The sequence below is a fragment of the Modestobacter caceresii genome, assembly GCF_000761485.1.
Lineage (GTDB): Bacteria > Actinomycetota > Actinomycetes > Mycobacteriales > Geodermatophilaceae > Modestobacter > Modestobacter caceresii.
In genome coordinates, this window is sequence record NZ_JPMX01000011.1 from 15,837 (window position 1) to 28,679 (window position 12,843).

Annotated in this window: 14 protein-coding genes; 4 read left to right on the top strand and 10 right to left on the bottom strand. The window is 73.8% G+C overall.

From position 1 onward, the window contains the following. Positions 1 to 23 precede the first annotated feature (23 nt). From IN07_RS03745 to IN07_RS03785, 9 genes are all read right to left on the bottom strand, one after another. Positions 24 to 1,229: a PucR family transcriptional regulator gene (locus tag IN07_RS03745; RefSeq protein WP_036333837.1), complete on the bottom strand. Its 1,206-nt coding sequence runs from the start codon at positions 1,227 to 1,229 to the stop codon at positions 24 to 26. Positions 1,230 to 1,328: 99 nt separating this feature from the next. Then, positions 1,329 to 1,709, bottom strand: a complete 381-nt coding sequence (locus IN07_RS23760; RefSeq protein WP_052090704.1) for an STAS domain-containing protein — start codon at positions 1,707 to 1,709, stop codon at positions 1,329 to 1,331. 26 nt (positions 1,710 to 1,735) lie between these two features. Then, positions 1,736 to 2,071, bottom strand: coding sequence for a TraR/DksA family transcriptional regulator (locus tag IN07_RS03755; protein ID WP_036333778.1), 336 nt, complete (start codon positions 2,069 to 2,071; stop codon positions 1,736 to 1,738). Between the two features lie 78 nt (positions 2,072 to 2,149). After that, positions 2,150 to 2,323: a hypothetical protein gene (locus tag IN07_RS03760; protein ID WP_156119022.1), complete on the bottom strand. Its 174-nt coding sequence runs from the start codon at positions 2,321 to 2,323 to the stop codon at positions 2,150 to 2,152. Between the two features lie 322 nt (positions 2,324 to 2,645). Beyond that, a complete protein-coding gene (locus tag IN07_RS03765) occupies positions 2,646 to 4,034 on the bottom strand; it encodes a hypothetical protein (protein ID WP_036333783.1) in 1,389 nt (462 codons plus the stop codon). 84 nt (positions 4,035 to 4,118) lie between these two features. Further along, the gene (locus IN07_RS03770) at positions 4,119 to 4,940 is read right to left on the bottom strand and encodes a DUF1028 domain-containing protein (protein ID WP_036333785.1); all 822 of its coding nucleotides are present in this window, start codon (positions 4,938 to 4,940) and stop codon (positions 4,119 to 4,121) included. A gap of 85 nt (positions 4,941 to 5,025) precedes the next feature. After that, entirely contained in the window at positions 5,026 to 5,694 is a 669-nt protein-coding gene (locus tag IN07_RS03775) for a CoA transferase subunit B (protein WP_036333787.1), read from the bottom strand. Position 5,695: 1 nt separating this feature from the next. After that, on the bottom strand, positions 5,696 to 6,493 hold the full coding sequence (locus IN07_RS03780) for a CoA transferase subunit A (protein ID WP_036333789.1): 798 nt from the start codon (positions 6,491 to 6,493) through the stop codon (positions 5,696 to 5,698). A gap of 41 nt (positions 6,494 to 6,534) precedes the next feature. Then, on the bottom strand, positions 6,535 to 7,338 hold the full coding sequence (locus IN07_RS03785) for a TIGR03089 family protein (RefSeq protein ID WP_036333791.1): 804 nt from the start codon (positions 7,336 to 7,338) through the stop codon (positions 6,535 to 6,537). Between the two features lie 81 nt (positions 7,339 to 7,419). Between IN07_RS03785 and IN07_RS03790 the strand changes: the two genes are divergently transcribed. Genes IN07_RS03790 through IN07_RS03805 form a run of 4 tightly spaced genes read left to right on the top strand, consistent with a single transcriptional unit; the run spans position 7,420 to position 11,102 of the window. Beyond that, positions 7,420 to 7,956, top strand: coding sequence for a phosphatase PAP2 family protein (locus IN07_RS03790; RefSeq protein ID WP_156119023.1), 537 nt, complete (start codon positions 7,420 to 7,422; stop codon positions 7,954 to 7,956). Positions 7,957 to 7,958: 2 nt separating this feature from the next. Beyond that, positions 7,959 to 8,954, top strand: coding sequence for a decaprenyl-phosphate phosphoribosyltransferase (locus tag IN07_RS03795; RefSeq protein WP_081975164.1), 996 nt, complete (start codon positions 7,959 to 7,961; stop codon positions 8,952 to 8,954). Continuing rightward, complete coding sequence (locus IN07_RS03800) at positions 8,947 to 10,350, top strand: FAD-binding oxidoreductase (protein WP_231557979.1); 1,404 nt, start codon at positions 8,947 to 8,949, stop codon at positions 10,348 to 10,350. Before IN07_RS03795 ends, IN07_RS03800 begins: the two co-directional genes overlap by 8 nt. Further along, complete coding sequence (locus IN07_RS03805) at positions 10,347 to 11,102, top strand: decaprenylphospho-beta-D-erythro-pentofuranosid-2-ulose 2-reductase (protein WP_036333795.1); 756 nt, start codon at positions 10,347 to 10,349, stop codon at positions 11,100 to 11,102. The genes IN07_RS03800 and IN07_RS03805 overlap by 4 nt, the downstream gene beginning before the upstream one ends. Before the next feature lie 84 nt (positions 11,103 to 11,186). Here IN07_RS03805 and IN07_RS03810 read toward each other — a convergent pair whose 3' ends face one another. Further along, positions 11,187 to 12,707 (bottom strand): LCP family protein, encoded by a 1,521-nt coding sequence (locus IN07_RS03810; RefSeq protein WP_036333797.1) that lies wholly within the window; start codon positions 12,705 to 12,707, stop codon positions 11,187 to 11,189. Between the last annotated feature and the right edge of the window lie 136 nt (positions 12,708 to 12,843).

Here is a 12,843-nt window from a genome sequence, read left to right on the forward strand (position 1 = left end):
GGTCGAGGTCGGCCGGGTCCGGGTCAGGTGTCCAGCGGCAGCGGCCTGGCCGGCCACTCCAGCAGGCGGGCGCCCAGCACGGCGGCGTGCAGGGACAGCCGCTGGTCGGGCCGCCCGACGCTGTAGCCGCTGAGCTCGGCGACCCGGGCCAGCCGGTAGGTGACGGTGCGCACCGAGACGTGCAACCGCTGGGCGGCCTCGGTGGCGACGTTCCCGGCCTCGAAGTACGCCAGCAGGGTCTCCAGCAGCACGCCCGCGCCGTTGCGGCTGCGCTGCAGCGGGCCGAGCACGTCGCCGACCAGGTCCGCGATCGCCGCCTGGTCCCGGCCCAGCACCCGGTAGACCAGCAGGTCGCGGGCGTGCACGACGTCGGTGTCCAGCCCGAGCCGGTCGGCGAACACGAGGGCCTCCCGGGCCTCCTCGTAGGACCGGGCGACGCCGTAGGCGCCGGGGAACGCGCGCCCTGCGGCCACCCGCCAGCGCCGGCCGCCGTCGACCTGGTCGAGCTGGGCACGGATCAGCGCACCGAGGTCCACCGCCCGGGAGGTCACGGTCGCGCTCCCCGCCGGCACGACGACCACCACCCGCGCGTCCTTGGTGGCGACCAGCACGTCCCGGTCGCCGAACCGGTCCACGACGGCCCGCTCCAGTGCGATGGCCGCACGGTCGACCGGCCCTTCGGGCTCCCGCGCCGCGGCGAGGGCCACGTGGTGGGCCTTGCCCAGGTCGATGCCGAAGGGCTCGGCGCGCTGGACCATCCGGGCGACGTCGGCGTCGCCGCGGAGCAGGTCGTCGACGAACCCGCGCCGCAGCGCCTCCTCGTGGCGGATCATCTCCCGCCGCTCGGACTGGTGGCCGTCGACGAGCACCCCGACGGCGTCGTCGAGGACCCGCAGCACCGCCTCGCCGGCCTGGCGCACCTTCTCCGGGTCACTGGAGCGCACCACCGCCGGCAGCTGCCGCCAGAGCCGCCAGGACGCGGACAGGTAGAGGTCCACCGCGCCCCGGGCACTGACACCCTGCGCCGCCGCTCGCCGTCCCAGCTCACGGACCGCAGCCAGCTCCCTCGGCTCCGGACGGCGCCCGTGGATGGCCGCGTCGGCCAGCATCGGCAGGTAGTCGCCGAGCAGGTCCACCGGGGCGGAACAGGCGGCGGCTGCCGACGCCGCCACGGCGTCCAGCCAGTCCTCGCCCGCCGGCCCGTCGCCGGACTGCCGGTCGTCGGTCATCGGCAGGCCTCCGTCTCGCCGGCGTCCCGGACCGGCGTTGCCGGACATCGGGGACGCCAGCATGCCCCGGCTGACCGCGGCGTCGGGCCGATCGGCGTCTCAGCGGTCCGGTCGGGGGGTGGGCGCATCGCCCACCAGCGAGCCCAGGCGGGTCGGCTGCAGCTGGTCCAGGACGGTGCGCCGGCCGGCGCACCGCAGGACCAGCCGGGCACCGCGCCGCCGGCACCGACGGTGCGCCCGGGTGAGCGCGGTGACGCCGGCGGGGCCCAGGACGGTGACCTCGGCGAGGTCGACGACGAGCTCACGGAGCTCCCGCTGGGCGGTCTGGCTGTCCAGGCACAGCCGGAGCAGCGGGGCGGTGGCGTTGTCCACCTCGCCGGTGACGTCGACGAGGACACGACCCGGCCGGTCCCCGCGCACGGTGGTGACGGACAGCAGTTGGTCGTCGGGGACGGCACGAGCGGCGGACGGAGCGGACACGGGGCGGCTCCTCGCGGTCAGTGTGGTCACAGGCAGGAGACGCAGTTCGCTGCGAACGGGCGGAACTCGAGTCGCTCCGGGGGGATGGCCGATCCGCAGTGCGCGCAGGAGCCGTACGTGCCGGTCGCGATCCGGTCCAGCGCCGCGTCGATCTCCTGGATGGTGCGCAGCAGGCTGTCGGCCCGGCGGAGGGCGACCGGGTCGGGCACCGACGTGACCGTCTCGGCCAGGGCGAGTTCGCGCTGACGGAGGCAGTCGGCGCGCTGGGCCTCCAGCAGCGCCCGGGAGGACGTCCAGTCCGTCCCCGGAGTCGCGGAGGGTGTGGCGGTGGCTGTGGCGGTGGCGGTGGCGGTGGTGCGCATGGACTGCTCCTGGGGACGGCGGAGAGCACGCGCCATCGGATCGGGGCGCGCGAGGAGGAACGAGGGACCCGCAGCGGGTCAGGTGCGCCGAGGGGGCGCCCGGTCCTGGCTGCGGCGCAGCACGTCCAGGCCACGCAGGCCGCGCGCCCGCAGGTTCGTCGCCAGGGCCAGCCGCTCGGCTCCGGTGACCGGCGACCGATGACGTCCGGGTGGCACGGGCAGCGCAGCCGTGCCGCTGTGTGGTGCGGACACCCCGGTCACCTCCTCGTCGCCGGCAGGTCCAGACGCCGGCTGTCACGGACAGCGCCCAGCACCTGGGGACCTGGAGTCAGCCTGCCCGCACACGGGGAGGGGGGACAGGTCGGTGACCGGCCATCCCGATCGCGGTGGGGTTGCCGGTCACCGGCAATCCCGGGCACCGGACCGGCTGCTCTGCGCCCGGGGCAGGGCCGGGCGACCTGGTGCGCGACCGGGCGACGGCCTCCTCAGTCCAGCAGCCGGGAGGTGCAGCGCATGGTGATCGCCCGCAGCCTGCTCCGCTGATCGCCAGCGCGATCGCTGGTCCGGCCGTCCGTCAGCCGCCGGTCACGATCCCGCAGGTGAGCTCGACGGCCCAGGGCTCGGTGGGGGCGATGGGGAGCACCACCACCTGGTCGGGGCCGCCGGCCGCGCACTCCTGCTCCGCGCCCTCCACTGAGTCCGACCACTCCGGGGCGGTGGCGCGCGGGTCGGGTTCGCTGCGGTAGTCGAACCCGGCCATCAGGGCGACGGGGACGAGCGCGGTCACCAGGACGAGTGCACGCCAGCTGCCCGACAGCCGCTCGGCGACGCCCTGGGCAGCCACAGCGAGCGCCGACAAGAGCAGCAGCGACGGCACGATGGTGTAGCGCGCGCTCAGGTGGAGGTCGTTCGCCAGTGCCCCGGCCGGGGGGTACTCGACGTTGAGGGCGAAGAGGCTCTCCACGCAGAACAGCCCGACCGAGGCGACGGCCGCCGTGACGATGAGCGGACGGCGTTCGGGCCGGGAGAAGAGGAGGGCGACGAGCAGTGCGGCCGCGACCACCACCCCGACCGTCCAGACGAGCTCACGACCGCCCGCGCCGACCAGCCGCTGGGTTCCCCCGTTGCCCACGATCGAGGTCGACACCACGCGGAGCGCGTAGCCGAAGGCGATCTCCATCGCAGCCGGGCGTGCGCCGGTCGTCCGCTCGGCGGACAGGACGACGATCAGCTGGACGGTCATCGCGATGAGGTACGTCCCGGCCACCCACCACTCACGGCGGGGCAGCAGGACCAGGCGGCCGAGCGCCAGCGGGAGGAGCACGACGGCGAGGGGGTCGCTCAGTGCGGCCAGCATCACGATGAGGGCGGGCAGGACGTGGCCCCAGGCCGACCGGCGTCGGCCGATGAGCGCCCAGAAGGCGGCGAAGATCAGGAACCAGTGGCTGTTCGCGACGTTGTCGGCGGCCTCCAGGCCACCGGCGGGCACCAGTGCGACGGCGGCCGCAAGGCCACCACGCAGCCAGGGAGAGGGCAGGTGGGCCCGCCCGAACACCCACACCGACCAGGAGGCGGTCCCGACGACCAGCGCCGCGGAGATGCTGAAGACGAGGCCGGCCAGGTGCAGCGGCAACCAGCTGGCGACCTCGGCGACCAGCCGGGGGAGCAGGTGCAGGTAGCCGGAGTACGGCCGGAAGAGGGGACCCAGTCCCATGCTCTCCTCGGCCTGGCGCAGGAAGACGACGCCGTCCTCTGCCCAGATCGTGTCCAGCCGGCCCGGGGGGAGCCGGAACAGCGCCACCGCAGCGGACAGCAGGAGGACGACGGCGCCCTCGTACCAGGGGGTTCGGGGAGTGGGGCGGTAGAGCCAGTCACCCAGGCGGCGCCGCGCGGTGGGCGAGCTGGTGCGGCCGCTCGAGGAACCCGTGCGCTCGGTCGCAACGGGTTGGTCTCGGTTGACCACGCAGTGCTCCCGCCCTCACCGAGTCGCATGCTCTCGACCTCGTCCTGGACGGACTCTAACCGGCGGCTCGCTCGGGGGCGGGGGTCATTCCAGCAGCCGGGAGACCCCAGCCAGCCGGGAGTCGCCGGCCATCGACGTCAGCCACGTCGACCAGCCCGGGCGGGCGCGCACGGCCTCCAGGGCGCTACGGGCTGCGGCCCGGTCGCCGCGGCGGGAGGCGGCCAGTGCCGCGTACAGGTCCCGGGCTCCCTCCGGCGCGAAGACCGCGAGGGTCTCGTAGTCGCGCTCGTCGTAGGCGCGCTGCAGGTTGCGCAGCATCCGCAGCTGGGCGACGGGGTCTCCGGAGTCGTCGACCCGCAGGTCCACCCGAACGCCGTCGTCGTCCTCGGTGTCGGGGGTCCCGCTGACCACCTGCAGCGCGGCGGACTGGCGGCCGCGGAGGTCGCCGCCGGCGTCCTGCCCGGCGGTCAGTGCCGCGATGAGCCGATCGGCCAGCGCGCCGCCGGTGGCGCCCAGGGCCTGGGCCATGGCCGGCAGGACGTCGGGGGAGGCGAGCATGTTGCCCTGCACGCTGAAACCCTCACCCAGCACGTGCCCGCTGGTGGGCAGGGACCCCGGCCCGGTGTCGGCGGCCACCCGGCCGGTGGCGTCCAGGACGGCGATCTGGCGGTCGGCGTCGTCGGCGGCGTGCGCGGCCCGGCGCACCAGGTCCTGCGGCGAGGCGCCGTCGGCCAGGCCGGCCAGCAGGGAGGTGCCCAGCCCTCGCCGGCTGCGCGCCTGGACCGCGATCACCCCCACCCCGGGCCGGACCGTGGGGACGGCCCGGCCGACGGCCAGGATGCAGGAGGAGACCGCGATGCCCAGGTCGCCCGTCGCGGCGTCCCGGGCGATGACGGAGAAGGTCATCGACTCTCGTTCCCGGACCGCGTACGGCCCCCCTGCAGGGGCCCGCGCCGAGCGTGCGAGGCGTGGGGGGCAGGGGGGTCCTTCTTCACACGGTGGCCGGCAGCGCCATGGTGGGCACCTCGCCGTCGACCTGCAGCGGGGCGCCGGTGGCGGCGACGACGTCGGCGACGGTGACGCCGGGAGCGGTCTCGCGGAGCACCAGCCCGGTGTCGGTGACGTCGATGACGGCCAGGTCGGTGATGATGCGGTCGACGCAGCCCTTGCCGGTCAGCGGCAGGGAGCACTCCTCGACGATCTTGGGGGAGCCGTCGCGGGCGACGTGCTCCATCATCACGATCACCTCGCGGGCACCGTGGACGAGGTCCATCGCCCCGCCCATCCCGTTGACCATCTTGCCGGGGATCAGCCAGTTGGCCAGGTCGCCGCGGGTGTTGACCTGCATGGCCCCGAGGACGGCGACGTCGATGTGGTGGCCGCGGATCATGCCGAAGGACAGCGAGGAGTCGAAGAAGCTGGCCCCGGGCAGGATCGTGATCGTCTCCTTGCCGGCGTTGATCAGATCGGCGTCCTCCTCGCCCTCGAAGGGGTAGGGGCCGACGCCGAGCACGCCGTTCTCGCTCTGCAGCACCACGTGCACCCCGTCGGGGATGTGGTTGGGCACCAGGGTGGGCATGCCGATGCCGAGGTTCACGTACTGGCCGTCCTGCAGGTCCAGGGCGACCCGGGCGGCGAGCTCGTCGCGGGACAGTGCCATCTCAGGCCTCCGTGGTCTCGGTGCCGGCGGCCGCGGGTGCAGCCGCGCCGGGGCGGGGGCGGGTGGTGCGCTTCTCGATCCGCTTCCCCTCGTCGCCGACGACGACCACCCGTTGCACGAACACCCCGGGCAGGTGCACGGCCTCGGGCGGGATCTGCCCGGGCTCCACCAGCCGCTCGACCTCGGCGATGGTGACCGCCGCGGCCATGCCGCACAGCGGGTTGAAGTTGCGGGCCGACTCGCGGAAGACCAGGTTGCCGTGCCGGTCACCGACCGCCGCGCGGACCAGGCCGAAGTCGGCGGTCAGTGCCGTCTCCAGCACGAAGTCCTGGTCGCCGAACCGGCGGACCTCCTTGGGCTCGCTGGTGGCCACCACGTTGCCCTCGGCGTCGTAGCGCACCGGGATGCCGCCGTCGGCCACCAGGGTGCCCACCCCGGTGGGCGTGTAGAAGGCGGGGATGCCGGTGCCCCCGGCGCGCAGCCGCTCGGCCAGCGACCCCTGCGGGGTCAGCTCGACCTCCAGCTCGCCGGAGAGGTACAGCCGCGCCAGTTCCTTGTTGCCGCCCACGAAGGAGCTGATCGTCTTCGCGATCCGCCCGGCGTAGAGCAGCACCCCGAGCGCCTGGTCGTCGACCCCGCAGTTGTTCGAGATGGTCGTCAGGCCCGACGCGCCCTGCTCCAGCAGCGCGTCGATGAGCGCGACCGGCACCCCGCACAACCCGAACCCACCGACCGAGAGGGTCGCTCCGTCGGGCACGTCGGCCACGGCCTCCCGTGCGCTCGCGACGACCTTGTCCATGCGCTGACCACCGTCCGTTCGAGGGCTGGGCAGGCGGTGCGTCAGGCGGGGCGGCCCAGCTCGCGGATCCCGTCGAGCTTCAGCCCGAGCGTAGCGGTGACCCGTTCGGTCTCCGCCCGACGGAGCAGGCCGGACGGTGCGGCCGCGCGGCAGAGCACGAGCGAGGCCCCGGCCGCCAGCGGCGCCAGCAGCCAGGCGACCGGCCCGGCCTCCGTCGCTGCCTGCTGGTCGACCAGCACCCGGTCACCGGCGGTCATCCCCAGCCGGCCGGCCAGCTCGGTCGCCGTCTCGACCAGGGCGGACAGGCTCAGCTGCCCCCCGCCGAGCACCAGGCCGACCCCGGCGGGGTCGACCGGCTGCCAGGGGGAGAAGACGTCGCCGTGGCCGCGCACCTCGAGCGCGAAGTCCCGGGCCGGGCCGGTGTACCCGGTCATGCCCATCCCGAGTGGGTGCAGGGACAGGCCCAGCAGCTCGTCGAGGCCCAGCTCCTCCAGGGCGGGCAGCCGGTCGGCGTCGGCCAGCACGACGTCGGCGTCGGTGAGCCGGTCGTCGTCCTCGGCGGCGGTCTCCCACACCGCGGCCCCGCAGCTCCAGACCCCGAGCAGCACCGCGGCGGTCTGCCAGTGCACCGGCAGCGCCAGGCCGACGGTGCTGCCCGGGCCGACGTCGAACTCCTCCTGCAGCAGGTTGGCGGTCTTGGCGACCCAGTTGGCCAGGGTGGTGGCCGAGAGCTCGGTCCGCTCGCCGGACACGTCGTCGTAGAAGGTGATCAGCGGGGCGGCGGGGTCCCGGCGGAGGTTTGCGTTCAGCAGGTCGGTCGGGGTGGCAGGTCGGCTGGCGGGCACCTGGCCAGGATCGCAGGTGCGCGACGGAGCTGTCCTTCTCATCCGGCTCGGCGGGTCCTCCCCCGCTACGATCGACCCTCGATGAGCGCAACCTCGGGCATGGCGCTGACCCGGCTCGACCACGCGCTGCTCCGCCGTACCCGGCAGGTCCTGGGGCAGGGCCCGGCCGTCCCCGTGGCCCGGGGGCTCTCCCACTTCGGGGAGCACGCGCTCGGCTGGATCGCCCTGGGCGCGACGGGGTGGCTGAGCGGGCGGCGCCGATCCGACTGGGCCGCAGGGGTGATGGGCGTGGTGGCGGCACACGCTGCCGGCGTCGTCGTGAAGCGGCTGGTCCGCCGGGTGCGGCCTGCGCTAGAGGACGTCCCGCCGCTGGTCGCCACCTCCAGCCGGCTCTCCTTCCCCAGCGCGCACAGCACGTCGACGGCGGCCGCGGCGGTCGGGTTCGGCCCGATGCTCGGCGGGCCGCTCATGACCGGGGTCACAGGTGCCATGCTCGTGTCTCGGGTACTGCTGGGTGTGCACTACCCGTCGGACGTCCTCTCCGGCGCGGTCCTGGGTGCCAGCGTCGCCACCGTCGTCCGACGGCGGATGCGCAGTTCCGTCGTCAGGGAGGCGTGATCATGTCCGCCAGGCCCGACCACACGCAGGTGCCCGGAGCAGTGCACGGTCTGCCGAACGGCTTCGAGGCGAACGCCGTGCTCCCGCTCCCGGTCGAACAGGCGCCTCGACCGGCCGGCTTCCGCGGTGGCCGGCTCTGGGGGGTGGTTCGTGCCCTGCGCCCCCGCCAGTGGGTCAAGAACGGGCTGGTGCTCGCCGCCCCTCTCGCTGCCGGTGAGGTCTTCGACCCCGACGTCATGGGCCCGACGGCGGTGGCCTTCCTGCTGTTCTGCCTGTCGGCGTCCGGGGTCTACCTGGTCAACGACTCGATCGACGTCGAGGAGGACCGCCGGCACCCGCGGAAGCGGTACCGCCCGATCGCCGCGGGCCTGGTGCCCCGGCCACTCGCGGTGGCGCTCGCCGTGGTGCTCTTCGCCGTCGCCCTCACGACCGCGGTGCTGCTGACCCGGCCTGCGCTGGCGGGGGTGCTGGGCAGCTACGTGGTCATCCAGCTCGCCTACTGCGTGTTCCTGAAGAACCAGCCGGTCATCGACCTGGCCGTGGTGGCCTCCGGCTTCCTGCTGCGCGGCATCGCCGGCGGTGTCGCGGCGGGCCTGTGGCTCTCCCAGTGGTTCCTGCTGGTGGCCGCCTTCGGCTCGCTCTTCATGGTCGCCGGCAAGCGCTACTCCGAGTTCGTGCTCGTGGGCGACGAGGCAGCCACGCGCAAGACGCTGCAGGAGTACTCGGCCAGCTACCTGCGCTTCGTCTGGAGCCTGTCGGCCGGTGTGGCCGTCACTGCCTACTGCCTGTGGGCCTTCGAGATGGCCGAGATCCAGGACGGCGTGCCGTGGGCGACCATCTCGATCGCACCGTTCGTGATGGCGATCCTGCGGTACGCGCGGGACGTCGACAAGGGCGCCGCCGGTGCCCCGGAGGAGATCGTCCTGCACGACCATGTCCTGCTCGTCCTCGGCGCCCTGTGGGTGCTGACCGTCGGCCTGGGGGTCTTCGGTGTCTGACGGAACACTCCCTGCCCCCCACCCCTCGCACGCTCGCGGCGGGCCCCTGCAGGGAGCCGTCCCGCTGGTCGGGTGGGGCCGCACCGCGCCCACCCGTGCCGCGCTGGTCCCGGTCCACGGTGACGACGACGTCCGCGCCGCCGTGCTCGCCGCCACCGGTCGAGGTGTGGTGGCCCGTGGCCTGGCCCGCAGCTACGGCGACGCCGCGCAGAACGCCGGCGGCACCGTCCTCGACATGACCACCTCCGCCCGGGTCCTGCACGCGGACCTGGAGTCCGGCCTGGTCGACGTCGAGGCCGGCATCTCCCTCGACGAGCTGATGAACCGGTTCGTGCCGCAGGGCTTCTTCGTCCCGGTGACGCCGGGCACCAGGCTGGTGACCGTGGGCGGGGCCATCGCCGCCGACATCCACGGCAAGAACCACCACGTCGCCGGCAGCTTTGGCCAGCACGTCCGGTGGTTGGACCTGCTCACCGCCGACGGCCAGGTCCGCCGGGTCAGCCCGGAGTCCGACCCCGACCTGTTCTGGGCCACCGTCGGCGGCATGGGCCTGACCGGCGTCGTCCTCCGGGCGCAGGTGCAGATGAAGGCGATCGAGTCCTCGCGCTGCCTGGTCGACACCGACCGCACGCCCGACCTCGACTCCCTGATGACCCTGCTGGCCGAGACCGACCACCTCTACGAGTACTCGGTGGCCTGGATCGACACCCTCGCCAAGGGCAGGCGGATGGGCCGCTCGGTGGTCACCCGCGGCCGGTTCGCGAAGCTGGACGAGCTGCCGGCCAAGCGCCGGACCGACCCGCTGGGGTACCACGGGTCGGTCAAGGCGTCCGTGCCCGACGTCTTCCCGCCCGGCCTGCTGAACCTGGCCACGGTCGCGGCGTTCAACGAGCTCTGGTACCGCAAGGCCCCGAAGCTCAAGCGGGACCAGCTGCAGAGCATCCCGACGTTCTTCCACCCGCTGGACGCCGTGGGAGGCTGGAACCGCATCTACGGCCCCCGCGGCTTCGTGCAGTACCAGGTGACCGTGCCCTTCGGGCAGGAGGAGGCCATGCGCGAGGTGCTGGACCGCCTCAGCTCCTTCGGGACGGCGTCCTTCCTCGCCGTCCTCAAGCGGTTCGGGCCGGGCAACCCCGGCATGCTGTCCTACCCCTCGCCCGGCTGGACGTTGGCGCTGGACATCCCGGTGATGAAGGGGCTGGCCGGCCTGCTGGACTCCCTCGACGAGGTCGTCATCGCAGCAACGGGTCGGACCTACCTGGCGAAGGACTCCCGGGTGCGCCCGGAGACCTTCGAGAAGATGTACGACCGCCTCGACGACTTCCGGGCCGTGCGCAAGCAGGTCGACCCGGACGGCGTCTTCACCTCCGACCTGGCCAGGAGGCTCGGGCTGTGATCGACGCGCTCGGTTCGCCCAGCTCGCTGCTGCTCGTCGGCGGCACCTCCGACATCGCGGTGGCCACCGCGCACCGCTACCTCGCGGAGCGCCCGCTGCGGGTGGTCGTCGCCGCGCGGGACACCCCACGCCGCAGCGCCGTCGCCGCGGAGCTCACCGCCGCCGGCGCGAAGGTCCAGGTCGTCGACTTCGACGCCGACGACCCGGCGTCGCCGGGCCGGATGGTCGCCGAGGCAGCTGCCGCGGGAGACATCGACATCGCGGTGGTCGCCTTCGGGCTGCTGGGGTCGGCCGACCAGCTGCGCACGGACGCGACGGCCGTGGCCCGGCTGGCCCAGGTCAACTACGTCGCGCCCACGGTGGTGGGCACCGAGCTGGCCAACCAGATGCGTCAGCAGGGGCACGGCGTCATCGTCGCGCTCTCCTCGGTGGCCGGTGAGCGACCGCGGGCGTCCAACTTCGTCTACGGCTCCACCAAGGCCGGACTGGACGCCTTCTACTCCGGGCTGGCCGACTCGCTGGTCGGCACCGGCGTCTCCGTGCTCGTCGTCCGGCCGGGCTTCGTGCGGTCCAAGATGACCGAGGGCCTGGACGACGCGCCGCTGGCGACCACCCCGGAGGCCGTCGCCGAGGCGATCGTCACCGGCATCCGCAAGGACCGGCACACGGTCTGGGTGCCCGGCGCGATGCGCTGGGTCATGAGCGGGCTGCGGCACACCCCGCGCGCGCTGTTCCGCCGCCTGCCCATCTGAGCCGCGCACGCCCCACGTACGCGAGGGAGGTCCCACCCGATCGGGTGGGACCTCCCTCGTGTGTGCCGTGTATGCCGCGTCGGCTCAGTTGATGCAGTCGGTGTCAGCGGCGGTCCGGGCGTCCGCGCCCTCCGTCACCGGGGCCGGCGGTGCGGCGGTCACGGCCTGTCCCACGCCGTTGAAGTCGGAGCCGAGCACCAGCTGGACGGTGCCGCTGGCCGCGTCGTCGACGACCTTGGTGATCGCACCGGGGACCTGGGCGGCCAGCGCCGCCGCCAGCGCCTCGTCCCCGGCGGCGTGCCGGATCTCGGTGACCTCGTAGTCCATGGAGTCGGCGTTCGCCGTCCCGGTGACCTGGAAGCCCGACGCCGTCAGCTCCTCGCCGGCGTCGCCGGCCAGCCCGGAGATGCCGGAGCCGTTGTAGACCTCCACGTCCACGTCGGCGGCGCTGACCGCTGCGGGTGCCTCGGTCTCGGCCGTCTCCTCCGCCGGCGCGGGCTCTGCGTTGAGCTGGGCGAAGAAGGCGTGCAGGGTCTTCTCGTCCTCCAGTCGGATGATCGACCGGTCCTGCTCGTCCCGGTCGGTCCCGACGTAGGGGACGGTCTGGAAGTCGATGCTGCCCGGGGTGACCGACTGCATCTGCTGTGCCAGCCGGAGCAGGTCGAGGTTCTGGTCGACGGTCAGGGCGTCCGCGGCGGCCTGGACCAGCTCGCGCTGCTTGCCCAGGTCCAGCAGCACGTTGTCGCTGAGCATCTTGCGGATCATGCCGCCGATGAACGTCTGCTGCCGGACGATGCGGTCGAAGTCGCCCCGCGGCAGGCCGTGTCGCTGGCGCACGAAGGCCAGCGCCTGCTCGCCGCTGATGGTCTGCACGCCGGCGGGCAGGTCCACGCCGGAGAAGCTGTCCTTCGCCGGTTCGCAGAGGTTGACCTCCACGCCGCCGACGACGGTGGACAGCTTGAAGAAGCCCAGCAGGTCGACCTCGGCGTAGTGGTCGATCCGCAGGCCGGTCAGCGAGCTGATCGTCTGGATCAGCAGCTGCGCACCGGCTGCCTGCACCGCGGCGTCGGAAGCGCCGTCCGGGGCCTCCATCCCGCCGTAGGCGTAGGCGGCGTTGAGCTTGTCCCACCCGTAGCCGGGGATCTCCACGTAGGAGTCGCGCGGGAAGGAGACGAACGACGCTGCGGACCCGTCGGCCGGGACGTGCGCCAGGATCATGGTGTCGGTGTTCAGCCCGGGGTTGGCCTCGGTGTTGAGCAGGGCCAGCTCCTCCTCCGTGGCGCCTGCGCGGCTGTCGTTGCCCACGAGCAGCAGGTTCATCGCCGCGCCGGTGTCCACGGTCTGCTCGTTGCCCGAGGTGGGGATGGCGTTCGTGCGGTTGACGCTGGCGTCGGCGACGCGGCCGAGGTACCAGCCCCACCCGCTGGTGCCCAGCAGGACCAGGGAGAGCAGGCCGGCGACCACCCGGGCGCCGGCGGCGAGTCGGCGGCGGCCGGGACCGGTCGGGTCCCCGGGCGCAGCGGGTCGCGAGGGACGGCCGGCGCGCGGGTCCAGCCGGGGCGGCAGCGGGCGGGAGGCCCCGGTGCGGTCGTCGTGGTAGCTCACAGATGTCCTCACGTAGCGGCGCCGGCCTCGGTCGTTCAGCGCGCCTCAGGTCTCGCGGCGGAGTGCGGGCGACGATACGTGCAGAACACGTCCACGCCGGGCAGCGACGCAGTTCTGCGAGACTGCTCGACACCAC